Annotated in this window: 23 protein-coding genes; 2 read left to right on the forward strand and 21 right to left on the reverse strand. The window is 64.5% G+C overall.

All coding sequences use genetic code 11. The features are described from left to right. Positions 1–4 precede the first annotated feature (4 nt). The 4 genes from AACO21_RS00170 to AACO21_RS00185 are packed head-to-tail and all read right to left on the reverse strand — an operon-like array spanning position 5 to position 5,581. Positions 5–1,423: a nickel-dependent hydrogenase large subunit gene (locus AACO21_RS00170; protein ID WP_346190451.1), complete on the reverse strand. Its 1,419-nt coding sequence runs from the start codon at positions 1,421–1,423 to the stop codon at positions 5–7. Further along, positions 1,420–2,418, reverse strand: a complete 999-nt coding sequence (locus AACO21_RS00175; protein WP_346190452.1) for a HupU protein — start codon at positions 2,416–2,418, stop codon at positions 1,420–1,422. The genes AACO21_RS00170 and AACO21_RS00175 overlap by 4 nt, the downstream gene beginning before the upstream one ends. Next, positions 2,418–3,908, reverse strand: a complete 1,491-nt coding sequence (locus tag AACO21_RS00180; protein ID WP_346190453.1) for a sigma-54 dependent transcriptional regulator — start codon at positions 3,906–3,908, stop codon at positions 2,418–2,420. Before AACO21_RS00180 ends, AACO21_RS00175 begins: the two co-directional genes overlap by 1 nt. After that, positions 3,905–5,581: a hydrogenase maturation protein gene (locus AACO21_RS00185; protein WP_346190454.1), complete on the reverse strand. Its 1,677-nt coding sequence runs from the start codon at positions 5,579–5,581 to the stop codon at positions 3,905–3,907. The genes AACO21_RS00180 and AACO21_RS00185 overlap by 4 nt, the downstream gene beginning before the upstream one ends. A gap of 172 nt (positions 5,582–5,753) precedes the next feature. On the opposite strand from AACO21_RS00185, the gene AACO21_RS00190 reads away from it, so the two are divergent. After that, a complete protein-coding gene (locus tag AACO21_RS00190) occupies positions 5,754–5,972 on the forward strand; it encodes a hypothetical protein (RefSeq protein ID WP_346190455.1) in 219 nt (72 codons plus the stop codon). Positions 5,973–5,981: 9 nt separating this feature from the next. Here the strand turns inward: AACO21_RS00190 and hypE are convergent, their stop codons facing one another. From hypE to AACO21_RS00270, 16 genes are all read right to left on the reverse strand, one after another. Beyond that, complete coding sequence (gene hypE, locus AACO21_RS00195; RefSeq protein WP_346190456.1) at positions 5,982–7,034, reverse strand: hydrogenase expression/formation protein HypE; 1,053 nt, start codon at positions 7,032–7,034, stop codon at positions 5,982–5,984. A 59-nt stretch (positions 7,035–7,093) separates the two neighbouring features. Then, positions 7,094–8,221, reverse strand: coding sequence for a hydrogenase formation protein HypD (gene hypD / locus AACO21_RS00200; RefSeq protein WP_346190457.1), 1,128 nt, complete (start codon positions 8,219–8,221; stop codon positions 7,094–7,096). Continuing rightward, positions 8,221–8,469 (reverse strand): HypC/HybG/HupF family hydrogenase formation chaperone, encoded by a 249-nt coding sequence (locus AACO21_RS00205; RefSeq protein WP_346190458.1) that lies wholly within the window; start codon positions 8,467–8,469, stop codon positions 8,221–8,223. Before AACO21_RS00205 ends, hypD begins: the two co-directional genes overlap by 1 nt. Further along, positions 8,438–10,777 (reverse strand): carbamoyltransferase HypF, encoded by a 2,340-nt coding sequence (hypF, locus tag AACO21_RS00210; protein WP_346190459.1) that lies wholly within the window; start codon positions 10,775–10,777, stop codon positions 8,438–8,440. Before hypF ends, AACO21_RS00205 begins: the two co-directional genes overlap by 32 nt. Positions 10,778–10,783: 6 nt before the next feature. Beyond that, the gene (hypB, locus tag AACO21_RS00215; protein ID WP_346190460.1) at positions 10,784–11,965 is read right to left on the reverse strand and encodes a hydrogenase nickel incorporation protein HypB; all 1,182 of its coding nucleotides are present in this window, start codon (positions 11,963–11,965) and stop codon (positions 10,784–10,786) included. Positions 11,966–12,030: 65 nt separating this feature from the next. Beyond that, complete coding sequence (gene hypA / locus AACO21_RS00220; RefSeq protein WP_346190461.1) at positions 12,031–12,372, reverse strand: hydrogenase maturation nickel metallochaperone HypA; 342 nt, start codon at positions 12,370–12,372, stop codon at positions 12,031–12,033. Next, a complete protein-coding gene (locus AACO21_RS00225; RefSeq protein ID WP_346190462.1) occupies positions 12,365–13,237 on the reverse strand; it encodes a hypothetical protein in 873 nt (290 codons plus the stop codon). Before AACO21_RS00225 ends, hypA begins: the two co-directional genes overlap by 8 nt. Positions 13,238–13,248: 11 nt before the next feature. Further along, complete coding sequence (gene hybE, locus AACO21_RS00230) at positions 13,249–13,731, reverse strand: [NiFe]-hydrogenase assembly chaperone HybE (protein WP_346190463.1); 483 nt, start codon at positions 13,729–13,731, stop codon at positions 13,249–13,251. Next, the gene (locus AACO21_RS00235) at positions 13,728–13,928 is read right to left on the reverse strand and encodes a rubredoxin (RefSeq protein WP_346190464.1); all 201 of its coding nucleotides are present in this window, start codon (positions 13,926–13,928) and stop codon (positions 13,728–13,730) included. Before AACO21_RS00235 ends, hybE begins: the two co-directional genes overlap by 4 nt. Positions 13,929–13,944: 16 nt before the next feature. Continuing rightward, positions 13,945–14,808, reverse strand: a complete 864-nt coding sequence (locus AACO21_RS00240; RefSeq protein ID WP_346190465.1) for a hydrogenase expression/formation protein — start codon at positions 14,806–14,808, stop codon at positions 13,945–13,947. Continuing rightward, complete coding sequence (locus AACO21_RS00245) at positions 14,805–15,263, reverse strand: hypothetical protein (RefSeq protein WP_346190467.1); 459 nt, start codon at positions 15,261–15,263, stop codon at positions 14,805–14,807. The genes AACO21_RS00240 and AACO21_RS00245 overlap by 4 nt, the downstream gene beginning before the upstream one ends. Beyond that, complete coding sequence (gene hypC, locus AACO21_RS00250) at positions 15,260–15,562, reverse strand: HypC/HybG/HupF family hydrogenase formation chaperone (protein WP_346190468.1); 303 nt, start codon at positions 15,560–15,562, stop codon at positions 15,260–15,262. The genes AACO21_RS00245 and hypC overlap by 4 nt, the downstream gene beginning before the upstream one ends. Continuing rightward, complete coding sequence (locus tag AACO21_RS00255; RefSeq protein WP_346190469.1) at positions 15,562–16,197, reverse strand: HyaD/HybD family hydrogenase maturation endopeptidase; 636 nt, start codon at positions 16,195–16,197, stop codon at positions 15,562–15,564. The genes hypC and AACO21_RS00255 overlap by 1 nt, the downstream gene beginning before the upstream one ends. Before the next feature lie 102 nt (positions 16,198–16,299). Continuing rightward, positions 16,300–17,004, reverse strand: a complete 705-nt coding sequence (gene cybH / locus AACO21_RS00260; RefSeq protein WP_346190470.1) for a Ni/Fe-hydrogenase, b-type cytochrome subunit — start codon at positions 17,002–17,004, stop codon at positions 16,300–16,302. Between the two features lie 99 nt (positions 17,005–17,103). Then, entirely contained in the window at positions 17,104–18,900 is a 1,797-nt protein-coding gene (locus tag AACO21_RS00265; protein ID WP_346190471.1) for a nickel-dependent hydrogenase large subunit, read from the reverse strand. A 3-nt stretch (positions 18,901–18,903) separates the two neighbouring features. Then, a complete protein-coding gene (locus AACO21_RS00270; protein WP_346190472.1) occupies positions 18,904–20,001 on the reverse strand; it encodes a hydrogenase small subunit in 1,098 nt (365 codons plus the stop codon). A gap of 272 nt (positions 20,002–20,273) precedes the next feature. On the opposite strand from AACO21_RS00270, the gene AACO21_RS00275 reads away from it, so the two are divergent. After that, on the forward strand, positions 20,274–25,268 hold the full coding sequence (locus AACO21_RS00275) for an EAL domain-containing protein (RefSeq protein ID WP_346190473.1): 4,995 nt from the start codon (positions 20,274–20,276) through the stop codon (positions 25,266–25,268). Here AACO21_RS00275 and AACO21_RS00280 read toward each other — a convergent pair. Next, positions 25,250–26,155 carry a hydrogen peroxide-inducible genes activator gene (locus tag AACO21_RS00280; protein WP_346190474.1) on the reverse strand — a complete coding sequence of 302 codons (906 nt, stop codon included), beginning with the start codon at positions 26,153–26,155 and terminating at the stop codon, positions 25,250–25,252. The genes AACO21_RS00275 and AACO21_RS00280 overlap by 19 nt on opposite strands. Between the last annotated feature and the right edge of the window lie 35 nt (positions 26,156–26,190).

A 26,190-nucleotide genomic window follows, 5' to 3' on the forward strand; every position in this document is an offset into this window, starting at 1 on the left:
CGGGTTAATGCACCGTACACACCATGCACGGATCAAACGAGCGGACGACGTGCTGGATGGTCGGGGGTGCGCCGTCGCCGGCGGGGAGGCCGATGAGGGCGGTTTCGAGCGGACCGGGGACGCCCTCGCGGTCACGCGGTGAGAAGTTCCAGGTGGTCGGGGCGATGATCTGGTAGCGCTCGATGCGGCCCCGGCGCACGCTCAGCCAGTGACCGAGGCTGCCACGGGCGGCTTCGGTGAGACCGATGCCGCGGCCATCTTCCGGCACCAGGCCCTGGGCGCAGAAGGGGGCGCCGGGTTGCAAGGCACGCACCCAGTTTTCCATCAGCGGCACGACGCGGGCCAATTCGAGCAGGCGGGCGACGACGCGGGCCTGCACGCTGCCGCCCTGGCGCTGCACGAGGTCGACGATGAGCGGGTGACCGGCGATCAACTGCCGGGCCAGGGCCCCCACCTCGGCAGGCTGGCCGGCCAGGCGCGGCGCCTTGCACCAGGTGTAGCCGTCGGCCTTGTCGGCGTCGATCAAGGTTTCCCCTTCGCTGGGCGGACAGGCCGGGCCATCCAGCAGCCAGGCGTGGCGGGTGTCCTCGGTGATGCAGGCCGGGTCAAACGCCTGCAACTCACCGTCCTGCCAGACGCCCGCCGGGAATTGGTCATAGGCACCCATGCTCAAGAAACGGTCATGGGCGCGACCCATGCCGTCCAGCCCGAGGTCGCGGGCAATGGCCAGAAAATGGGGGAAATCACCGGGTCGACCGTCGGACCAGGCGGCCAGCGCAGCGGCCGAATCCAGCGCCGTGACGGCTTCCAGCTGATCGCCGAACAGGCGGCGTTCCAGAAAACTGCGGAACTCGCGCAGCAGCGCAAGCAGGCGCACACGCTCCCCGGCCGTGATGGCGCGCGTGCTGCCGCCGGGCTGGATGGCCAGCGTATGCGGCCAGCGGCCGGCAAGAAAACCCATCAGCTTGAGGAAATTGGCCCGGGCCGGCAGGGCATCGGCGGCGGCGCTGCCGCGAATGGCGGTAAAGCGCTCCGCCGCTGCGTAGTGCCAGCCACGGTCAACATAGGCCGGGCGGGCAAAATCCGGCATGAAGAAGAGGTAGAAATGGCTCAGGTGATCGGCGAGGTTTTCCGTCGCCTGGATCAGATGCCGGGCCAGCAGGCCGTTGTCGGTGGGCACGATGCCCATGGCACTGCCCAAGGCCTGCGCCGCCGCCACCGACTGGGCAACCGAACAGATGCCGCAGATGCGCGGCACGATGCCCAGCGCATCCAATGCGGGCCGTCCGACGAGCAGTTGCTCGAACCCCCGGAACAAGGGTGAATTGACGTAGGCGCTGCTCACGCGCCCGTCCGCCAGATCCAGTTTGAGTTCCAGGTCGCCTTCCACCCGGTTGAAGGGACCGACCACGATGCGCGTCATTTGCCACCGCCTTTGCGCACGCCGGGCAGCACGACCGGATGGTCGACCACGGCATTGTCGCGCACGCGCTTGGGCGTGGCCGACTTGGAAAGCGCGGCGAGCGCGACGAACCAGGCCTTCGGCATGTCGGTCGGCAAGCCGATCGGAATACCCGCGACCTTGGGCGTTTCCTGGAAAGCATGGCCGGGCGACTCAAAGCCCGGCTCGGTGCAGGCCACGCAGGCAAAGCCGCCCTTGAGGCAGGAGCCGCTGCCGTTCCACGGGCGCAGGTTGCAATCGGCGTGCGCCTGCGTGCCTTTGCAGCCCAGGTTTTCCATCAGGCAGCCCAGATCGGCGTGTTTTTCCGCGCTCGCCTTGAACTCGTAAAACTCATTGCGCGAGCAGCCGTGATGCACCAGTTCGCCGGCGTAGAGCAGCGGCCGCCCGTAATCGTCGAGGTCGGCGACGGTCAACCCGTCCAGGGCCAGCTTTTCCAGCGTATCGACCACCCAGCCCGGATGCGTCGGGCAGCCGGCCACATTGACCACGGGCAAGCCGCCCGCGCTGCGGAAATCCGCGCCGAGCAGGCCGCCCGGCGTTTTTTCGTCGTATTGCAGACCACAGGCTTCGAGCGGGTTACCCGGCGTGCTCGCAGAAAAACCGCCATAGGCGGTGCAGGAACCGATGGCGAAGACCCAGCGCGCCTGGGCAGCCAGACGGGCCACCCATTCCGTGAGCGGGCGGCCGCTGCCAGCCATCAGATGAAATTTGCCGGTGCCGTTGGGTCCGCGCAGCATGGCGCCCTCGACACAGAGCACATCGAAGGGCGTACGGCCGCTGGCGCACGCCTCCAGCAGGGTCAGCGCCTCATCGCCGCTGGCTTCCGAGAGGGCCGGATGCCAGACGAATTCGATACCGGCATCGGCCAGCTCGTCGAACAGCGGCCGGGATTCGAACGCCAGGAAAGACTGCGTACAGCCGCCACAACCCCCGCTTTGCAGCCAGACCACCCGCATCAGGCCTGCTCCAGGCCGTAACGCGTCAGCTTGGCGCGCAGGCCGACGCGCGAGAGGCCCAGCTCGCGCGCCGCGCGCGATTTGTTCCAGCGGTGGCGGATCATCGCCGCCTTGAGAACCTGATATTCGAGTTGCTCCATGCGCTCACGCAAGCCGCCGCTCAAATTCGCCGTCCAGTCCACCGGTGCGGCCTCGCTGCTCGGCGGGTCGATGGGCGGTGCCTGCAAGACGCGCGGCGAGAGCAGATCGGCCCCGAAGGTCGGCCCATCGCCCAGCGCCACCATGCGCAGGATTTCGTTCTGCAGTTCGCGCACATTGCCGGGCCAGCGGTAGCCCGCCATGCAGGCGAGCGCTTCGGCGGTAAAGCCGGTGGCCGCTTTGCCCAGCGCCTGACCGCTGTTTTCCAAGAGGCGCGCCGCCAGGAGCGGCAGGTCCGTGGCCCGCTCGCGCAGCGGCGGCACATGCAGGGTCATGGTGGCGAGCCGGTAATACAGATCCTCACGGAAACGCCCCGTGCGCACATCGGCTTCGAGATCGCGGTTGGTCGCGGCGATCACGCGCACATCGACACTGACCGGACGATTGCTGCCGAGCGGCCGGAATTCGCCCTCCTGCAGCACGCGCAGCAGCTTGACCTGAAAGGCCGGGCTGGTCTCGCCGATTTCGTCCAGGAAGAGCGTGCCGCCATCCGCCTGCTGGAAGAGGCCAATGCGATCCTCGACCGCGCCGGTGAAGGCGCCACGCTTGTAGCCGAAGAGCTCAGATTCGAGCAGGGTATCGGGCAGCGCACCGCAGTTTTCGGTGATGAAGGGCTTGGCGGCGCGGCGGCTTTCGTAATGGATGGCGCGCGCCACCATTTCCTTGCCGGTACCGGACTCGCCGGTGATCAACACGGACAGATCGTAGGGCGCGACGCGGGCGACCAGATCGCACACCGCATTGAGCGGACTGCCCGGCGCACGCACCATGCCGTCCAGGCCAAAGCGCTGGCGCGCCTTGTCGAACTTGGCCTCGACGCGGCGCTTGAGGACCGGCTCGGCGGTGCGCAGATCGAGCGAGAGGCGCTGGTTTTCCTGCTGCAGGCGCCAGACTTCGGCGGCGCGCTGCAGGGTCAGCAGGAGTTGTTCCGGCTGCCAGGGCTTCAGCAGGTATTGCCAGATCCCGGCTTCATTGACGCCGGTGATGATGTCTTCGGCATCGGTGTAGCCGGACAGGATGATGCGCACGATGTCCGGCCAGCGGCTGCGCACCTCCTTCAGGAACTGCACGCCGGTCGTGCCGGGCATGCGCTGGTCGCAGAGGACGATGCGGATGCCGGCGCTGGCCTGCTCGCGCTCAAGGAGGGCCATACCCTCATCGGCGGAAGAGGCGCAGAGCACGTCGAAATCTTCTTCCAGGGTCCGGCGCAAAGCCTCCTGCGAGCGCAGTTCGTCGTCGACAACCAGGACGCCCGGCAGCTTGCGCAGGCTGAACGAGGACGGCAGGTTCATGCGGGAATTTTCCAGTCGAGATCGCGATGGCGGGCCAGGTGACGCGGCGTCCAGGAGTGGGGCGAACGCGCCACGAAATGATAGCGCGCCACGTGGTAGGACGGGTCGAATCCGTAGAAATTGCGGCGCATTTCCGCCAGTTCTTCGGCCCGGTAGGCGGCAAGCGGCTTGATCGCCTCATCGGCAGCCCGTTTTTCGGCCTTGGCCGCCAGTCGACCGTCGAGATCGGGGCTGGCCGCGAGTTCCGCCGCCCGCCGGACAACATCGACAAAGAAGCCGGGGCTGGGCAGACAGGCATCGTAGAAGCCGCACTGCACGGCTTCCTGCGCGGTCATCGGCAAGCGGTGGTGCATGATCGCCCGAGCGCCGTCCAGACCGACGCGCGGCGGCAGCAGATAGGTCCAGAATTCGGAACCGAACAGGTTGCCCATGTTCTTGTAATGCGGGTTGAGCATCACGCCGTCGCGCACCCAGACCGCGTCGCAGGCCCGTGCCAGGAAGCAGCCGCCGGCCCCGGTGTTGCCGTGCAGGGCGGCGACGGTCAACTGGCTGGAACAGGTCAAAATGGCTTCGGCCAGATCGTCGATCGCGTTGATGTTGGCCCAGGATTCATCCGCCGGGCTCTCGGCCGATTCGATGGTGTTCAGATGGATGCCGTTCGACCAGAAATCCTCGCCCCCGGCCAGCACGATAACCCGCGTCGGGCGCGTCGTCGCCCAGCGGAAGGCCTCGGTCAGACGCAGGCACTGGGCCGTGCTCATCGCGCCGTTGTAAAACTCGAAGCGCAGGGTGCCGACGCCGCCGGCCTCCTGATAGGCGATGTCCTGCCAAGTGGGCGCTGCGGCCTGCCACCAGCCGTCAAGCGGCACCTCGGGCAAAGCACAGGCTTCTGGAAAAGCGTGCGTTGCCGGCAGCTTGATGCCGCCGGCGCGCTTCACATGGCCGATCCACACGGCACCATCGGCGGTGGCCCGGCAGATCGCCGTCTCGCGCCGCGCCAGCAGGCTGCCCGGCGTACCGCGCAAGGTGCTTTCCGGCCAGGCATCGAAGAGATGGCAAGGCGTGTCGAACAGCGTGTCGGCCACGCCGGGGAAGCCATCGGCAGCGTGGATACGCGCCAGGATGTCGGCGCTGCCCATGCGCGCCCAATCGAGCGCCCGATCGGCCTGCTTCATCAGCGCATGCGCCGCGCCCGGCACGCGCTCCGGCGTGAAATTGCCGGCGGCAAAGCGGTCGACCGCCTGCAAGACAGCCTGCACGGCGGCTTCGGTCGTCTCGTTGCGATAAATCGCCGCTTTGCGCGCCGCGCGCATCGGAAACTGCGCCGAAGCCCAGACCGGGCCGGCATCCATTTCCGCCTCGGCTTGCAGCACGGTCACGCCCCAGGTCGGCACGCCCTGTTGAATGGCCCAATCCAGTGCCGACGGCCCCCGGTCGCCCGGTACACCCGGATGCACGATGAAACACGGATGGGCCGACCAGATCGAGGCCGGCACTGCACGTTTCAGGAAAGGAGCCAGGATGAGATCCGGCTTGAACAGGGCCACCGCCTCCTCGCTCACCGCATCGGCAATGTCGAACTCGATGCTGACCAGATGCCCGCGTGCGGACAACTCGCAGAACAGGCGCTGGGCGAGGCTGTTGAAACTGTGCGTGAGAAAGAGAATGCGCATACCAAACGGGTTTTACAAAACTTGCTAACGGAATGAAGCCTTATCCAGCCAAGGCCGCCGAACCGCGGATTTCCCCACGGCATATTTCTATAACTTTGGCGCTATTTTTCAAGCGCTTAGCCTTGTCTAGCATGGCTGAAAACAAACACAACATCAGACCGAGGCAGCAGTCATGCAACGACAAAGAAAGGTGGCCACGCCGGCCACGACTCAGGGGGAAACGATGCGTCCGGCCCGGCCGCGTCGTGAGTACGTCGCCGCCGTGCGTTACCCGGACGGGCGCCGCGACCTGTTTCACATCCGCAACGCGGACGACCTCGACGATGCCCGTCAATTGGTCATTTCCGAAGTCGGTGACGTGTTGTCCGTGGTCATCGCAGCGCGCCACTGAGTTTTCCCCTCAGCAAATCCGCGGCAACTGCTCGCCGGAGAGCCAATCGACAATCCGGCGGCCGCCAAAGGCCGTGGTCATCTGGACAAAATGGTGCGGGTCTTCATGCACCGTCCCGATCCGGGCCGCCGCCGCGCCGAGCGGATGCGCCCGCATCGCGGCGAGCAGGCGATCAACATCCTGTTCGGCGCAGATCGCCACCAGTTTGCCTTCATTCGCCACATAAAGCGGGTCCAGACCCAGGAGTTCGCAGGCCGCGTTGACCGCCGCTTTCACCGGCAGGGCCTTCTCCTGCAGCATCATGCCGACCCCGGACTGCTTGGCGATCTCGTTCAGGGTCGTCGCCAGACCACCGCGCGTCGGATCGCGCAGCACGCGGATCGCCGCCCCGCTCGCCAGCATGGCCTCGATCAGGCCATGCAGCGCCGCCGTGTCGGAGACGATGGGCGAATCGAAGCCCAGGCTCTCGCGTTCGGCCATGATCGCCATGCCGTGATCACCCAGACTGCCGGACACCAGAATGGCATCGCCCGGCTGTGCCTGCCGTCCGGACAAGCTGCGCCCCGGCGGCAGCACGCCGACCCCGGTGGTGGTGATGAACACGCCGTCGCCCTTGCCACGCTCGACCACCTTGGTATCCCCGGTCACCACCGGCACCCCCGCCTCGCGTGCGGCCGCCGCCATGCTCTGCACGATGCGCGCCAGATCCGCCAGCGGAAAGCCTTCTTCCAGAATGAAGCTGGCTGCCAGATACAGGGGCCTCGCCCCCATCACCGCCACATCGTTGATCGTGCCATGCACCGAAAGGCAACCGATGTCGCCTCCCGGAAAAAACAGCGGTGACACGACATGGGCATCGGTCGCCATGACCAGCCGCCCTTCGCCCGTCGCCGGCAAGACCGTGCCATCGTCGCCCTGGGCAAGATAGTCGTTACCGAGATGACGGGCAAACAGTTCGTCGATCAGCTGCGCCATCGCCCGCCCCCCGGCGCCGTGGGCCATATCGACCTGGCCGTGCTTGATATCGAGGGGACGGATGTAGGATTTTCGGGTATCGGTCATGATGAGCAAGGGTCAATGCAGGATTGAGTCTGGTACCAGGCGGTCAGATTGGGGCTGCATCAGCCCACATCCTTGTACCGCCCATAGGTGTAGTGCGCCGCACACGCGCCTTCGGAGGAGACCATGCACGAGCCCACCGGGTTTTCCGGCGAGCAGACCGTGCCGAAGATCTTGCAGTCCTGCGGCCGTTTGACCCCGCGCAGAATGGCGCCGCATTCGCAGGCTTTATGATCAGGCACGGAGGCATAGCCGAGCGGAAAGCGCTTTTCGGCGTCAAATTCGGCGAACGCGCTGCGAATGCGCAGGGCCGAATACGGCAGGACATTGAGCCCGCGCCATTCGAACTGTTTGCGCATTTCGAACACTTCGGCCACCAGTTGCTGGGCTTTCAGGTTGCCCTCACGGTCGACGGCGCGGGAGAACTCGTTTTCAACCTCGGCCCGTCCCTCATTGACCTGGCGGATCAGCATCTTGATCGCCTGCATCACATCGAGCGGCTCGAAGCCGGCGATGACCACCGGCTTCCTGTATTCCTCGGCGAAGAACTCGTAAGGGCGGCTGCCGATGATGGTCGACACATGCGCCGGGCCGATGAAGCCATCGAGCGGCACCGTGCCCCAACGGCGCACTTCCGGCGATTCGAGGATGCTGGAAATCGCCGACGGCGTCAGCACGTGGCAGCACAGCACCGAAAAATTCTTCAGCCCGAGCGCCGCAGCCTGCTTGATGGCGACGGCGGTGGGCGGCGTCGTCGTCTCGAAGCCGATGGCGAAGAAGACAACCTGCTTGTCCGGGTTTTTCTGCGCCAGCGTCACCGCATCCATGCTCGAATAGACCATGCGCACATCGCCGCCGCGCGCCTTGGCCTTCAACAGGGAGAGGCTGTTCGAGGCGGGCACGCGCAGGCAGTCGCCGTAGGTGCACAAGGTGACACCCTGCTCCAGCACGAGGCGGATGGCCTGATCGACCCGGCCGATGGGCAACACGCACACCGGGCAGCCCGGCCCGTGAATCATCTTCACATTGTCCGGCAGCAGGTCGGAGACGCCGTAGCGGGAAATCGCGTGCGTGTGGCCGCCGCAGAATTCCATGAAGTGATAGCGCCGCGCCGGGTCGGCTTCGGCGCGGATGGCAGCGGCCAGGGTCTGGGCGACGTCGCCGTCGCGGTATTCGTCGATATATTTCATCAGTGCAGCGTCGGCGGGCCGTCTTCGGGCAGCACGCCGCCCATCTCGGCAAACAGTTTGAGGGTCTTCTCGGCCTCGGCCGGATCGAGCTTGTTGAGCGCATAGCCGACATGCACGATGACGTAATCGCCGACCGCCACGTTTTCAACCAGCGCCAGGGAAATCTCCTTGCGCACGCCGGCCAGATCGACCACGGCATTGTCGCCGTCGCGCAACTCAACCACCTGTGCGGGAATCGCCAGACACATTTTTTCTCTCCTTGAATACTTGTCGCGCCACCCAGGCCTGGCCGAGCGCCAGCCCGCCATCATTGGGCGGCGCCTGCCGCGCCGTGACGAGCGTCCAGCCCGCTGCGCCCAAATGCGCCGCCAGCGCCGCCATGAGCACGGCATTCATCGCACAGCCGCCGCCAACCAGGATATGGGCCCCTTTTTCCGGGTTGACCGTCGCCCGCAGCCAATCGGCTAGGGCCGCCGCCAACGTGGCATGAAACAGGGCGGCACCACGCCCGGCATCCGTCTCGGCCAGCAGGACCGGCACCAGCGGACGCAGATCGAGCACCCCGTCCTGAATGCGCCAGCCGTCAGCCCGCGGCGACACCGGGCCGTGGCCGGCGGCCAAACCTTCCAGACGCATCGCTGCCTGGCCTTCATACTGACTCACCGCCTGCACGCCGAGCAGACCGGCCACCGCATCGAACCAGCGGCCCAGACTGCTGCTTGGCGGGCAGCGCAGGCCGCGTTCGAGCAAGCCGAGGAGGGCCTGCGTTTCCAACCGTTGATCCGGAAAAACACGGCGCTGCCAGGCGTCGACCGTCGGGGCGAGGCCGCAGGCATGCAGGGCCGACAGCGCCATGCGCCACGGCTCGCGGGCGGCGCGGTCGCCGCCGGGCAGTGCGAGCGGCCACAGATGGCCAAGCCGGCAGGCCTGAGCGGCGTCGAGACGGAGCAGTTCGCCGCCCCAGGCACCACCGTCCGGGCCGAGGCCCACGCCATCCAGCGCCAACCCGATGACCGGCGTTTTAAGCCCATGTTCAGCGCAGATCGCCGCCAGATGCGCCTGATGGTGCCCCACCGCAATCGCCGGAATGCCCCGCGCTGCGGCCCAGGCCTGGGCCAGGCGCGTCGACGGAAAATCCGGGTGCAGATCATGCGCAATCAGATCGGGCTGGACATCGAGAATGGCCAGCAGATGCGCCACCGTTTCTTCGAGAAAGCCCACCGCCGCCGCGTTGTCGAGGCCGCCGATGTGCTGCGACAGGAAGGCTTCCCGCCCTTTCAGCACGCACACCGTATTCTTCAGGTAGCCGCCCAGCGCGAGCACGGTCGGCCCGCCCTTGGCGAGCGGGATCGGCACCGGCACATAGCCGCGCGCCCGCCGCACAAACGCCGGGCCGGCCGGGGCGGGACGAACGACGGAGTCATCGCAGCGGATCAGGATGTCGCGGTCGTGCAGCAACAGCGCATCGGCCAGCCCAGCCAGCCGCAGTGCCGCCTCGGCATTGTCGATGACCAGCGGCTCGCCATGCGGGTTGGCGCTGGTCATGACGAGCAGCAGATCGTGTTCGGCGGCCAGCCAATCGGTACCGACGGGACGGCCGGCAGCTTCATGCCAGAGCAGCAGATGCAGGGGCGTGGCTGGCAGCATGGCGCCGATCCAGGCCAGGCCGGGCGCGATGCCCGGCAGGTCGAGCTTGCCTTTGGGGCAGAGCACGATGGGCGCAGCGACGGCCTGCAGACAAGCCGCTTCGCCCGGCCCGATCTCGGCCACAGCAGCGAGCGAGGCCGCATTCAGCCCCATCACGGCCAGGGGTTTGGCATCGCGCTGCTTGCGCTGGCGCAGTTCGGCCACGGCCGCGGCATTGCGCGCATCGCAGGCGAGATGAAAGCCGCCCAGGCCCTTGATCGCGACGATCTGGCCGGCGCGCAGGCGGCGCAGCGTTTCGGCCAAGGGGTCGCCGTCGAAATCGGCCCAGTTTTCCGCGTCGACCGCCGCCTTCAACTGCAAACGCGGACCGCAGCGCGGGCAGGCCGTGGTTTCGGCGTGATAGCGCCGATCGGCCGGATCGGCGTACTCCGCCGCGCAGGGTGGGCAAAGCGGAAAGGGGGACAGACTGGTATGGGCCCGGTCGTAAGGCAGCTGACGACTGACCGTATAACGCGGCCCGCAATGGGTACAGGTGGTGAAGGCGTAGCGCCAGCGGCGACTTGCCGGATCGCACAGGTCGGCCAGACAGTCAGGACACAGCGCAGCATCCGGCCCGATGGCGGTGGCCACGGTGCCGGCCACGCTATCCAAAATGACGAAGCCCGTGCTGTCCAGCACGACCTCGCCCCCGACGCATTCAATGGCATCGATACGCGCCAGCGGCGGTTTTTCCAGCGGCAGGCGATGCAGGAATTCGGCCACATTCTGGCCGTCGACCGCCAGCGACACCCCCGCCCCGTCGTTACGCACCCAGCCGCGCAGGCCGAGCGCGTTCGCCAGGCGCCAAACGTAGGGCCGGAAGCCCACGCCCTGCACCAGGCCTCGGATACGGTACTGCCGGGCGGACATGGCGCCTCAGCGGGCAGCGAGCGCGCGCTCGAGTTCCGCGATGCGGGCCTTGAGTTCGTCCACCGTGGCGGACTGCTTCGCCGCCTGGGCCTTCAAGCCCTGGCGAATCCAGTCGAGCCACGCGGCCATGCCTTCGCCGGTGGTGGCCGAGACACGGAAGACGACCAGCTTGGGATTGACGCGGCGGGCATTGGCTTCGGCCAGATCGGCATCGAATTGCAGGTAGGGCAGCAGATCGCACTTGTTGAGCAGCATCACGTCGGCGGCGGCAAACATGTCCGGGTACTTGAGCGGCTTGTCCTCGCCTTCGGTCACCGAGAGGATGGCGACCTTGTGATGCTCGCCGAGATCGAAAGCAGCCGGGCAGACGAGGTTGCCGACGTTTTCGATCAGGAAGAGCGAATGATCGGCCGGCTTCAGCCGCTCGACTGCGTGGCCGACCATGTGGCCGTCGAGGTGGCAGCCCTTGCCCGTATTGATCTGCAGGGCGGGCACGCCGGTGGCGCGGATGCGCTCGGCATCGTTGGCCGTCTGCTGGTCGCCTTCGACGACGTTGATGACGAGCTCGCCCTTCAACTGCGCGATGGTCTTGCACAGCAGGGTGGTCTTGCCCGAGCCGGGGCTGGACACGAGATTCAGCGCGAAGATGCCGCGTTCGTCGAACCAGCGGCGATTGGCGCGGGCATAGGTGTTGTTCTTGGACAGGATGTCCTGCTCGATCTGCACCATGCGCGCCTGGCTCATGCCCGGCACATGGGCGCGGGCCGGGCCGGTACCGTAATCGAGATCACCGCCGACGCCCGGCGCATGCGGATGGCTGTGGGCGTGCTCATGGGCATGATCATGGCTGGCCGCGTGGGTGTGATCGTGCCCGTGGGCATGCGCATGATCGTGTGAATGCGTCGTGCCATCCGCGTGCGTATGCGGATGATCGTGATGGTGGTGGTCATGCGTCTCACCATGCGCGTGGGCATGGTCGTGGTCGTGATCATGCGAATGCATGGTGCCGTCGGCATGCGTATGCGGGTGCGCATGATGGGCGTGATCGTGCTCGCCACCATGGCCGTGCGGGTGATGATGGTCATGTGCATGAACGTGCACCGTGCCATCGGCGTGCACATGCGCGTGCACGTGGCCATCTCCTTCGATCTTCACTTCACCCGGTGCGCAACCACAAACCGTACACATGTCTCATCTCCTTTTTTATTCACGTGCGCTGATTGGCGCACTGACGCGCGCTTTGCGGCGCGCATTTACTCAATTTCAATCTCGCGGACGCGCATCTCCGTGCCGCCCGTTGCCTGCACCTGATGGCTGCCGCATTGCGGGCAGGCGCCGAACAATTCCGTCATCGGCACCGTCGCTGCGCACTGCATGCACCAGCCTGCGCCGGGCACGTCCACGATCTCCAGCGTGGCGCCGGCAGCAATGCTGCCGTGCGTGACCGCTTCAAAACAAAAACTCAGCGCCGCCGGTTCAACCGACGACAGGCGACCGATCTCCAGCACCACGGTTTTCACCCGCTGCGCGCCCTCGCGCGCCGCCGTGTCTTCGACCAGTTGCAGCACGCCTTCGGCGAGCGACATTTCATGCATCGTCCCACTCCACAACATAAGGCAGGCACGGGTCCAAGGCCAGCACCGCCTGATCGATCCTTTGCCGCAGCGCCATCTGCTCGGGCCAAACGCTACCGGCCAGCAGCGCCTGCAATCCCCCGGCATCGGCAAAATGGCAATCCGTCGGCGCCCAGACACGGTAATCCGTGACCACGCCGTCCTCCACCCGTGCCCCATGGGTCAATACACCGCGCGCCGTCAAACTTTGCCCCACGCCCCAGCCCGCCTCACCGGCCGCCGCCATCGGAAACGGCAATCCGTTCTCCAAAGCCTGCACGGCCCGTGTGACTTCAGCCAAACGACGTAACAGGGCCTCGGCCACCGAAGCGGGACGCCGGCTTGCCGGCACCGCAGCATGCGCCCCCCGGCAGTATGCAAGCCAGTCGGCCGGCGTCAAACCCGGAAAATCAAATTCGGTTGCTGTCGGACGGTCGACCGTCGCCGCAAGGCAATTTTCAATCAACGGCTGCAACACGCGCACCAGAACATCCCGGGTGGCTGCGTTGCGTTGCGGACCAAAACGTTCGCCGCGCCAGCGCACGAACTCGGCCTTGGCCGGCGCCAGACCGAAGACCACGGGCCAGTCGAGCAACAGGCGCCAGAAGTTTTCATGCACCACCTCCAGCCAGAGCTCGTCGGCATCGAGCGTCCGCGCCGGCACACCGCCCGCCGCCGTCAGCGCCGCCTGCGCCGCAGCGCGCTGAGCATGCGCACAGAGGGTATAGAGGTAAGGCACGGTCTTGACCACGGCTTCCGGGTTCTGACCGATGAAGACACGCGCCACCAGCGGCCGTGTCAGATTGACCGAGACCGCCCCCGCCGGCGTCAGGCCGATACGCAGCATCCCCGGCGAACTCATCGCCCCAAGCCCAGGAAAGCCCGGCGTGAAGGGCGTTTTTCCACCGTCGCGGGCGGCTCGGCGGGCTCATCGATCGGCTGGCCGAAGAGCGCATGCGCAATCGCCAAGGCGGTCAGACGGGCCTGTTCCTGACTGGGAAATTCCTGCGCCGGCGAAAACAGGGAGCAAAGGTGATAGATGCCCAGGCGGGCTTCCTCGGCCACCGTAAATTCGTAAAAGCCGGAGGGGAACTGCCAGCTGTATTTGCTGCAGGCCGGCAAATCCGGCCAGGCCGCCCCCTCGGCCGGAAGACACAGCAGGTTGATGGCCCAGGGCGTGATCATGACCCCGACCCAGGGCCCTTCGGGCAAACGGCGGAAAGCGATGGCCTCAACCTGCAGGGCCCGATTGCAGATCGGCACGTCGGCCATGCGTGTCCGGGCGATGTCGCCGAACACCGCGCACAGGCTCGGCGAAGGGTCTTCCGCCCAAGGCGTCATTCGCCCAGCACCATGAACTTGTGACGCGGCGCGTCGCAGCCCGGGCAGTGCCAGTCGTCGGGCAAATCGGCAAAGGCCGTACCGGGCGGGATACCGCGTACGTCATCGCCGATCGCCGGGTCATACACCCACCAGCAAATGCCGCATTCCAGCCGGTCGTCCGGCTTCACATCGAGAAAACTGCCTTCGAATCGCATGTTCTTGTCCACGACCTCAGATCGGTTCGACCATCAGGGCGATGTATTCTCGCAGACGCTCGATCGAGTCGGTGAAATCTTCGGTCGAGGCCAGCGCCACGTCCGGCATGCCGATGATCTCGATGGAGTTCAGGATCAGGGTGTCCATGCTGTTGAAGTACTGCACCCACCAGACGTTCTGCAGGCGCGTGCTGGTGATGCGGCAGTTGCCGTAACCCCGCGAGAGCAGGGAAACCTCACGGTGGCCGAGCCAGCCATAGAGCGTATCGAGATCGGCATCGGAGACCGGCAACAGGGTCAGGTTGATCACATGCGCCGCTTCGCCCGGCTGCCAGGCGGCTGCCTGCATGCGGATTTCTTCGATCAGGGCCTGCGCATTCATGCAGCCCGCCGGATAACTCGGTGCGGCCAGGGTCCGGCTGCTCGTCTGCAGCATGGCATCGATCAAGGCCTGGGGAATGGCGCCGGTTTCCAAGCGGTCGACCAGAAACTGCCCCTCATCCGCCACCTGGATCACGCGCCAGAGGCCGGCAAAGGCGGTTTCCTGCACGCGCCAGTGTGCCGGCGCCGTCGTGAAGGCACTGACCTCACCGAAACCAAGCGATTGGTTGATAACCTCACGCACCGGTGCGCTGAGGCCGGTCAGATCAAGCTTGGCACCGCCCCCGAAGCCCACTTCTTCCGCCCCATCGACGAAGACGCCAAGCAGACGAGCCGCCTGATCGACCACTTCGGGCGCCACCCCATCGGGCAGGCGCGGCTGCGAAAAGGTGTCCATGCCTTTGGGCATGGGCAGGTATTCCGGCGCTTCGTCACCTTGCGAGCCGGGGCCCATGGCCACGACGGAAATCGGGAAAGGACGCAGGGTCGAGGGATTCATGCACAGCCTCCGGCGGAAACGGCGGCCCGCACGGGGATGCCGATGGGTTTGGGTTGGGCCGGACCACTGAGCAGACGGTCGACCTCATTCTGGTAGTCATTCCAGTCGCGAATGCCGTTCAAGGCACCCACGTATTCGCCATCGCGCAGGAAAACCACGCTCGGCGCACGCACCACGCCAAAACGCTGCATCAGTGCCGGGGCGCTTTCCGGACCGGCGACATAGCGCAGCACCCGGTCGCCAAGGGGCTTCAAAGCCTCAGGCAGAATGACGCAGGCGTCGAGCACCTCGAGGTTGCGTTGCGGATCTTCGGTCACCAGCAAGGCGACCAGGCCTGCCGGAAAATCAGCCTGGCTGGGGTCGACCCGGATAAAAGCGTGTTTTTGCACCATGCGGCCCAGGGCCGTTTCCAGGCGATCGAGCGAAGTCGCGCCGGGTTTGAGTTCGAAAGTCATGACTGGGCTGTCCTCAAAAAATCAGGCAATTGGGGTTCACGGTCGAGGTCGGCAAAGAAGGCGGAGAAATCAGTCCCCCCTTCGCCGGCGGCATGCACGGCATCGAGCGCGGCATTGACGGCAGCGGCACGCTCGGCCGGAATGACTTCGCGGGCGGCATCGAGAAAACAGAGCAGCCAGGTGCCGGGGGCTTGCTCGCCGACCAGGGCGATGTCGATGCGGACTTCACCCTGACGCCCCTGGCAGCGGGCGAAGTGCTCACCGCACTCGATCACCTGTACGGGAAGACCGAGGCACATCAGGCCATCTCCCCCTGGGGCTCGCTGCTCTCCATATTCAGAAAGCGCGCATCGCCCAGACGGTATGCCTGGTCCGCCGGTGGACGTTCGGCCTCATAAACCCCCATGGCCAATGCCACATCGGTAATCGGCTCGACTTCGCCCTGACGCGGGATGGCCTCGGCCCCCCAGCGCTTGAGCCAGTTCATGGCGATATCCAGCGCCGGGCCCATCTGGGCCTTCACCACATCGCGCAGGCTGCCGCCGTAGTCTTCCAGCTCCTCCGGCTGCACGCCGATCAGCACCAGTTCGGCCGGCAACTTGCCGGTCAGTTCGGCTGCCATCAGCACTTCCTGAAACCCGGTCTGGTGCAGGCTCATTTTTTTGGCGCCCATGAAGCGCGGTACCTGATCGCCCACCACTTCGCGCAGTTTGCCGGCGGGATCGCCGTAGTCGACTGCATCGAAGACCAGCAGGCAATCGGCTTCCTGGACATAAGGCAGGAGATAGAGCCCTTGCGTGCCACCATCCATGACCGTTACCTCTTCCGGGAACTGCCAGGCGGCATTGAGTGCCTCGACACAGCGCACACCGAAGCCTTCGTCGGCCCACAACAGGTTGCCGATGCCGAGCACGAGAATGCGTTTGGAATTCATCTGCGCTTCCTTAAAAAAAGGCCCCGGGTACCAAGGTACGCCGGGGCTAACGCAAGGTAAGACACCTAATCTTGTCTCCGGCCGCTCGCCTGTGCGCGGCCGTCAGTCCTTGAACATCCGCCAGCCGCTGATCATCGTCGAGATCAGGGACTGACGGCTCATGATGTCTTCACGGATGGCCGCGTAGATGTGCACGATGGCGAAGGTCATCATGATCCACATGCCGAGGCGGTGCAGGTTATGGACCTGCAGGGAGCCGCCGAACAGCGGCAATACCCAGCCAAACAGTACATCGCTCCACGAGCCCAGGCCCGTGCCTTCGCTGTACAGCGCAAAGCCCGTCACCACCATGCCCACGGCCAGCACCGTGAAAAAGAAGAACATCATCAGCTGGGCCATCGGGTTATGCCCGACATACTTCTTCGGATGTTTTTCGAGGAAGAGATACCAGCGCAGTTCGAACAACACTTCGTTCCACCAATGCTTGTTGGTGATCGGCAGCAGGAAAATCTGCCGGGCATGGTGATTGCCCACCAGCGCCCAGTAGATCCGGCCCAGCAAGCCGACCGCGAAAAGGTAGGCGGCAGCGAAATGGGCAAACCGGATGTAGCCCATCAGGAAGTTCTCAGCCGCTTCGCCCGGCACCGTCGGCAAGGGTTTGCCGATGAAATAGCCGGTGACCGCCAGCACCACCATGCAGAGCGCGTTGATCCAGTGCCACAAGCGCACCGGTGCTTCATAGACGTAGATCGAACGGACTTGTTTACCGTGCCGTTCGGCCTCCAGCATGTCCTGTTGAGAGAGCATGTTTGTCTCCTATAACCGTTGGTCGTACCCGCACACAGCGCACATCCGGTAGCCAGGCCACCGGATGCCCGCGGTGGCGGGCATGACGGATCTGACGCCTTAGCGCACCTTGACGGAGGTCATTTCCTGACCATCCGGGCTCATCACGTGCGTCGAGCACGCCAGGCACGGGTCGAAGGAGTGCAGGGTCCGCAGGATCTCCAGCGGCTCGTCGGCCTTGGCCACCGGGGTGTCCATCAGCGAGGCTTCGAAGGCACCGATCTGGCCCTTGTGGTCACGCGGACCGCCATTCCAGGTGGTCGGCACCACGCACTGGTAGTTGTCGATCTTGGTGTCCTTGATCGTCACCCAGTGGCCGAGCGCACCGCGCGGTGCCTCGGTGAAGCCGACGCCCTTGGCGTCCTTCGGCCAGGTTGCCGGTTCCCATTTCTCGATGTTGGCCGTGTTGAGGTCGCCGTTCTTCAGGTTGGTCATCAGCTTGTCGAACTGCTGGCTCTGCAGCTTGACGCAGTACGCCGTTTCCAGACCGCGTGCGGCGGTCCGGCCAAGGGTCGAGAACAGGGCGCTGACCGGCACATCGAGCTTCTTCAGTGCGCCTTCGACCAGACCGTGGATTTCCGGGAATTGCTTCGGCTGCAGGTAGCCCATCACCATCCGGGCCAGCGGGCCGACTTCCATGGCATGGCCGCGCCAGCGCGGTGCCTTGATCCAGGAGTACTTGCCGCCTTCGTCGAGCTCCTTGATGTTGGTCTTGGTGCCCTTGGTGTTCGGACCGAGCACGAAATTCGGCTCGGTCACCCCGTCCCACGGGTGCAGGCCCTTGGTTTCATCCGGGTACTTGTACCAGGAGTGGGCAACGAATTCCTGCACCTGCTCCGGATCGCGCAGGTCGACCGGGTGAATCTCGTCCAGCTTGCCGTTGATGATGGCCCCACGCGGCAGCAGCAGGCTGTTGGTCGAATAGTCATTGGCGATGTTCGGAATGTCGCCGTAGGACAGCATGTTCTTCGAGGACAGACCGCCACCGTAGCCCCAGCCCTTGTAGAAGGAACCGATGGCCAGCAGATCCGGCACATAGACCTGCTCGACGAACTCGGTGCAGCGGTCAATGATGCTCTTGACCAGATTCAGGCGCTCCATGTTGATGGCGCCCACCGCCCCCGTGCCTTCCAGATTGATGGCGCAGGGCACGCCGCCGACCAGCCAGTTCGGGTGCGGGTTCTTGCCGCCGAAAATGGTGTGCACCTTGACGATTTCCTTCTGAAAATCAAGGGCTTCTAGGTAATGCGCCACCGCCATCAGGTTGGCTTCCGGCGGCAGCTTGTAGGCCGGGTTGCCCCAGTAGCCATTCATGAAGGGACCGAGCTGGCCCGATTCGACGAACTTCTTCAGGCGGTTCTGGATGTCGCGGAAATAACCCGGCGAGGAGAGCGGCCAGCTGGAGATGCTCTGGGCCAGCGTCGAGGTTGCCTTCGGATCGGCCTTCAGGGCGGACACGACATCGACCCAGTCGAGCGCATGCAGATGATAGAAGTGCACCAGATGGTCGTGAATATAGAGATTCAGCTGCATCAGGTTGCGGATGATGTTGGCGTTGTCGGGGATCTGGATCGACAGCGCATCCTCGACCGCACGCACCGAGGTCAAGGCATGCGTCCCGGTGCACACACCGCAGATACGCTCGACAAAGGCCCAGGCATCACGCGGATCACGGCCCTTGAGGATGACTTCCAGACCACGCCACATGGTGCCGGTCGACACGGCATTGCGGATGACGTTGTTGCTGTCGAGATTGACCTCGACGCGCATGTGACCTTCGATGCGGCACACCGGGTCAACGACGACACGCTTGCCGGAGTTGTCGACCTTGAAGCCTTGGGTTTCGTAAGAAGCCATTGATTATTCCCCCTGTTTTTCTTCTGCGGCGCTGGTTTCGCCCGCTTTCTGACGCGCCCGCGCCAGCGCGGTCACGGCGGCATGTGCTGCAATCGCCGCCCCCACGGTGCCGGCAGCGGCCTTGCCGATGCTGTCTGCGTTCGCTTCGGCGCCAAACGGCGTGATGCTGGTCACACGGTCATAGAAGCTGCCCTTGTCCCAGAAGCCATCTTCGGAACAGCCGATACAGCCGTGACCGGATTGCACCGGCCAGCTGACGCCGCCGTTCCAGCGCATGGACGAACAGGCGTTGTAGGTGGTCGGGCCCTTGCAGCCCATCTTGTACAGGCAGTACCCCTTGCGCGACCCCTCGTCATCCCAGGCCTCGGCAAACTGGCCGGCATCGAAATGACCGCGGCGATAGCATTTGTCGTGAATGCGCTGGCCGTAGAACATCTTCGGGCGGCCCTGGCGATCCAGCTCCGGAATACGGTCGAAGGTCAGCATGTAGGTGACGACACCGGTCATCACTTCGGCAATCGGCGGGCAGCCCGGCACGTTGATGATGGGCTTACCGGTAATGACCTTGTGCACCGGCGTGGCGCGGGTCGGATTCGGCTTGGCGGCCTGCACGCAGCCGTAGGACGCACACGCGCCCCAGGAAATGATGGCTTTGGCATCGGCGCAGGTTTCGCGCAGCTTCTCGATGAAGGGGCGACCACCCTGAATGCAGAACATCCCGTCTTCGTTCAGGGGCGGGTTGCCTTCGACGGCCACGATGTAGTTGCCCTTGTACTTCTTCTTCACCTCATCGAGGATGGCCTCGGCCTGGTGGCCGGCAGCGGCCATCAGGGTATCGTCGTAATCGAGCGACAGCATGGAGAGCACGACATCCTTGGTCAGCGGGTGTGCCGAGCGGATGAAGGATTCGGAACAGCAGGTGCATTCCAGGCCATGCAGCCAGAGCACCGGCGTCCGTGGCTTGGTTTCCAGCGCGTGCGCGATGCGCGGCGCGGCGGCGCTGCCCAGCCCCAGCGAGGTGGCGGTCAGGCTGCAGAACTTGAGAAAGCTGCGCCGGGTGATGCCCTGGCGACGCAGCACTTCATAGAAAGTTTCGGTCACGATGTTTCCCCCATTGTTATTGGCCTGCGGTGGTGGGGGTTTTGCGCAAACTTTGTGCCAGCACTTTAATGTGCCGGAATTTATGATTTAAATCATGGCATTCGCTCATCCAGCGCCACCTGCAACACTCAAACCGCAGCGCAACAATCGACAAGATTCATTCCAGAGTGGACGCAAACCTTCCAGGCCAGATTCACGACACATTCCTGATACAAAGCAAGTGAGCCTGACGCACTCTTCGATAGAATGCGAACACTCCTGAGGAAACGTCGATGCCACGAATCGCTGACTTGATTGCAACCCACTCCAGCCAGATCGAAGTCGGCGCCTCCCTGGCGCAGGCCGCAGCACTCATGCTCGCCCGCCAGCACTCCTCGGTCATCGTCATGCGCGATGGCAAGGCGCTGGGCATCATCACTGAATTCGATATCCTGCGCGCCATGCGCCAGCACCGTGACCTGCAGCAGCCGGTCACCGAACTGATGACCACGCCGGTCCATACGGTCCCGGCCAGCATGGATTTTCGCGCCGCCTATCAGGAGGCCAATCGGCTTGGGATCCGCCATCTGGTTGTGATCGATCAAGCCGGCAGCCCGCTCGGCGTGGCCTCCGAGACCGAATTCCGACACCACCTGGGCCCGGACTTCTTCCGTCACCTGAATGATGTCGACAGCCTGATGATCCGCGACTTTCCGTGCTTTGCGCCGGACCAGCCGCTCGATGAAGCCCTGCAGGCCATGCTGAGCCAGCATGCCAGCTGCGCCGTCATTACCGATCAGGGCAAACCGATCGGCATCCTGACGGAACGCGATGTGGTGCGCCTGTTTCTGGAGGCGCATGACAACCCGCCACTGCGCCGGGTCATGACCCATCCCGTCCACAGCATTCTCGCCGACACTTCGCTGGCCGACGCGAGCGAGCGCATGGCCGCGCTGAAAATCCGGCATCTGGTGGCGGTTGACCGTCAGGGCAGCGTCGTCGGCCTGATTTCCGAGCACACGCTGATGCGCCCGCTCGAGCTCGACCTGCTGGATGATGCGACTTCGGAACGCCTGTCCCTGCTCAAGGCGCGCGACAGTGCCCAGGAAGCACGGCGCCTGCAGGAGCGTTACCAGCGGGCCATGCTCGACAACTTCCCGTTCCTGGTCTGGCTCAAGGACACCAATTCCCGCTTCCTGAGCGCCAACCAGGCCCTCGCCAATGCCTTGCAGGTCAGCAGCCCGGAAGCCCTGATCGGACGCTGCGACGCCGACTTTGCGCCGGACGACCTGGCCAGCCACTATGTTGCAGAAGATCAGGCCACGATGCGCGACGGCAAGCAGCGCACCATCATCGAACTGATTCAGCTGCATGGCGAGCGCATTTGGCATGAAACCTTCAAAGCCCCGATCTTCGCTGAAGACGGCAGCCTGCTCGGCACCGTCGGCTTCGCCCAGGACATTACCGCCCGCCGGCGCGCCGAAGAAGCCATGCTCCTACGCAATGCCGCTTTGGCCGGCCTGATCCGGGGCGAACCCTTGCAGGCGACCCTGGAGCTTTTTGCCCTGGCCATCGAGGCAGAACACCCGGACTGGTCCTGCGCCATCCTGAGCATCACGGCGGACAAAACCCGCCTCAAACTGGAAGCAGCCCCCCGGCTGGACGCGGCCTTCAGCCAGTACGTCAGCACCCTGCCCATCCGCGACAATTCCGGATCATGCGGCACCGCTGCCTTCCGCATGGCGCTGGTCATCACCGAAGATATCGCGCAGGACCCTGCCTGGCGCGAACACCAAGACCTGGCGCGCCAGCAGGGCTTCCAGGCCTGCTGGTCAAACCCGATCATCGGTCACGATGGTCAGCTGCTCGGCATTCTGGCCGCCTACCAGCCACGCGTCGGGGCCCCGGACAGCCGCCAGGTGCAGGACCTTGTGGCGGCCAGCCAGCTTGCTGCCCTGATCCTCAGCCACCAGCAGCACGTGGACACACTGCATCAAGGTCTGGACACTTTCCGGGGCATTGTCGACCAACTGGGCGACGCCCTCTTCATCCTGACCCCAGACGGCCATCTGCTCGACGTGAACAGCGGTGCAGAGACCCTGCTCGACACCCCGCGCGGCGAGCAGATCGGCCGCCATTATCAGGAATTGGCCGTCACCGGCATGAACAACCTGGCCGACCTGGCCGATCATTTCGAGGCAGCCCGCCAAGGCGTGCCACGCCAATTCGAACTCTGGGTTCAGGGGCGCGCAGGCCACCCCTTCCCCTGCGATGTCCGACTCAAGGCCGTTGATTACTTTGGCCAAACCGCACTGGTCGCTGTGGTTTCGGATATCAGCGAGCGCAAGCACACCGAACTCCGGCTGAGCATCGAGCACGATCTGGCCAGCACCACCACCAGCGACCTGACGGAAAAAACCATTTTCCAGCGCATCCTGATGGCCGCCCTGCGCATGCCGGAACTGGATGCCGGCATGATCTACCAGCGCACCCCTCAGGGCGACTTTGAACTCATCGCACAGCACGGCCTCTCGTCCGGCTTTGCGACCGGCATCCGGCGTATTGGCCGAGACACGCCCGAAGCGCAACTCCTTCAAGATGACAAGACTGTCTGCGGTTGCCACAGCCCCTGCGAACACTGCAATGACCTCGCGCTGGTGAGCAGCCCGCTGATGCAGGCCGAAGGCCTGCACTGCCTGATCATGCTGCCCATTTCCAGCCATGGCGAACCGATTGCCTGCCTGGCACTGGCCAGCCATGTTGTCCCGCAAGTCTCGCCGGCCACGCTGACGACCCTGGGGCACATGACCCAGTATTTCAGCCAGACCCTGCTTCGCCTGCAGGCTCAAGCCGAAAGCCGCAGCCTGCAGGACAATCTGAACGGGCTGTTTGAAACGCTCACCGATTTCATTTTCGTGATCGGCCCCGACGAACGCATCCTGCACCACAACCGCGCCGTTACCGAGCATCTGGGCTACGCAGAAGGCAGTCTGATCGGGCAGTCGATCCTGAGCCTGCACACCGAGGCGGACCAAGCACGCGCAAGCGCCCTGCTCGCCGACATCCGAAGCGGTCGCAGCAGCACGTGTCCGTTCCCCATCATCGACGCCCAAGGTCGCGCCATCCCGGTTGAAACACGCACTTTGCACGGCAACTGGAACGGCGAACCAGCCCTCATTGCAATTGCTCAGGACATCCGCGAACGCCTGGCTGCCGAGGCCCGTCAAAAGCTGGCTGCCAGCGTGTTCGACAATGCCCACGAGGGCATCATGATCACCGACCCGGCGGGGCGCATCGTCGAGGTCAATGGCACCTTCACCGAACTCACCGGCTACAGCCGCGACGAAGCCGTCGGTCAGGCGGCCGACCTGCTCAAATCCGGCCACCACGATGCCGAGTTTTATCGGGAAATGTGGCGCATCATCCGCGAGCACGGCTACTGGCAAGGCGAAGTCTGGAACCGGAAGAAGGACGGCGAGATCTTCGTCGAGCAATTGACCATCTCGACGGTCCACGACCGGGATGGGGCAATTTCCAATTTTGTCGGCATCTTCTCCGACATCACCCTGCTCAAGGAACATCAACAGCGCCTGGAGCGCCTGGCCCACTTCGATGCGCTGACCCAGTTGCCCAACCGCATGCTGCTGGGTGACCGCATGCAACTGGCGATGGCACAAGCCGAGCGCAGCAACCGAGCCCTTGCCGTCTGCTATCTCGATCTGGACGGTTTCAAGCCGGTCAACGACACCTTTGGCCACGCCACCGGCGACCGCCTGCTCATCGAGGTCGGCCAGCGCCTGCGCCAGTGCGTGCGCGGCGGCGACACCGTCGCCCGTCTGGGCGGGGATGAGTTCGTGCTGCTGCTGGGTGGACTACAGGATGAACACGAGTGCGACATCGCCATCGCCCGCGTCATCAGTTCCCTGTCCCAGCCTTTCCTGGTGGGCAGCCATACGATCACCATCTCGGCGAGCATCGGCGTCACCTTGTACCCGCTGGACGGCTCGGATACCGACACCCTGTTGCGTCACGCCGATCAGGCCATGTACGAAGCCAAGGAAAGCGGGCGCAACCGCTACCACCTCTTCGACCCCGAAAGCGACCGGCGCGCCCGCCTGCGGCGCGACGAGATGAGCGCCATTCGCGAGGGGCTGCAACGTCGGGAATTCGTCCTCTACTACCAGCCCAAGGTCAATATGCGCGAGGGCAAGGTGGTCGGCCTGGAAGCCCTCATTCGCTGGCAGCATCCGGAGCGCGGCGTGCTGGCACCGGCGCATTTCCTGCCCAGCATCGAAGGCTCGGAGCTTGAAATCGACATCGGCAACTGGGTCCTCGAAGAAAGCCTGAACCAGCTGAGCGCCTGGCACGCTGCCGGCATCGCCCTGCCGGTCAGCGTCAACATCGCCGGCAACCACCTGCAATCCGCGCACTTCGCCCAACACCTTGAACATCTGCTGGCAACACATAATGACGTGCCAGCCTCACTGCTCGAACTGGAAATTCTCGAAACCGCCGCGCTGGAAGATATCGGCAGCATGAGCAAGCTGTTTGCCGAATGTGCCCGACTCGGCATCCAGTTCGCACTCGATGACTTCGGGACCGGCTATTCCTCCCTCACCTACTTCCGCCGCCTGCCGGCCGAGGTGTTGAAGATCGACCAATCCTTCGTCCGCGACATGCTCGACGATCCGGACGATCTGGCCATCGTTGAAGGCGTGATCGGTCTGACCCAGGCTTTCCGCCGCAAGGTCATTGCCGAAGGTGTGGAAACCCCGGAGCACGGTCTGGTCCTGCTCCAGCTCGGCTGCGATGTGGCCCAGGGCTACGGCATTGCCCGCCCCATGCCGGCGAGCGCCGTGCCGGACTGGATCTCGCACTTCCAGCCGGATACCTTGTGGAATGCGGTCACCGCCTTCCGCTGGTCACGGGAAGACCTCCCCATGCTGATCGCCGATGTGGAGCACCAGCGCTGGACACATCAGTTCCTCGCGCATCTGGCACACGCGGAAGACGAAGCCCCGATCATGGCGCCCCATGTTTGCCGCCTCGGCCGCTGGTACAACAGCCCGCAAAGCGAGCGTTACCGGCATATCGACTGCTTCGAGCAATTGGGTGAAGCGCATTTACAGTTGCACGAGATCGCCCGACAACTGGCACAAACACCGGCCAGCCACACCGAGGCACGCGCCACGCTCAGTCAGGCCTTACGAGATGCCAGCCAGCAGATCAGCCATTACATCCAGCAGATTCAGGCAGAAATGCTGATGAATCAGGCAATCGGCCGGTAGACCGCAGGATCGAGCGCTGCCATCGCGCGCACCAGGGCATCAATGGCCTTGGGGCGGACAAAACCGGTGCGCCAGGCCAGCGCCACACGCCGCGAAGGTACCGGTTCAGCAAAAGGCACGACGCAGATCATGTCGTTGCTGTAAGGATGCCCCAAGGCACTTTCGGGTAACACGGAAACGCCCAGGCCCGATGCCACCATGCAACGGATGGTACCGATCGAATGCCCCTGGCGCAGATCGGTGTCGGCGCTGCTGATATGCGGGCAGGCATCAAGCACCTGCTCACGGAAACAGTTGCCGGCCTTGAGCAGAAGCACGCCCTCTCCGGCCACTTCCTCCGGCGGCACCTCGCAGCGCGCGCTCCAGGGATGGCCTTGGGGCACCACCACCTTGAAGGCCTCATCGTAGAGTGCTCGGGTCAGGACACCGGGCACCTCGAAGGGCAAGGCAATAATCGCCACATCAACCGCGCCGTTCTGGAGCATGGCGGCCAGGTTGGCGGTCATGTTTTCCTCGATCATCAGCGGCATCTCCGGCGCATCGGTTCTCAAGGCCCGGATCAGCTGCGGCAACAAGTACGGCCCGATGGTGTGAATGACGCCCAGACGCAAGGCACCGCGCAGCTGATCCTTCCCGGACAAGGCGATCTGCCCCACTTTGTCCGCTTCACGCAACACGACAAGGGCTTGCTCGATGACACGCGCCCCCACATCGCTCGGTGCCACAAACCCTTTCCCCCGCTCAAACAGCGGCAAGCCGAGCTCGGATTCCAGGCGGGCAATCGCCACACTCAAGGTAGGCTGACTCACGGCACAGCGCTCGGCAGCCCGACTGAAATTACCCTCTTGCGCCAAGGCGACGATGTAGCGAAGTTCGGTCAGCGTCATCACTCACTCTCAGAAATTAAACCTTATCGATTATA

This window comes from Dechloromonas sp. ZS-1, assembly GCF_039649255.1.
Lineage (GTDB): Bacteria > Pseudomonadota > Gammaproteobacteria > Burkholderiales > Rhodocyclaceae > Azonexus.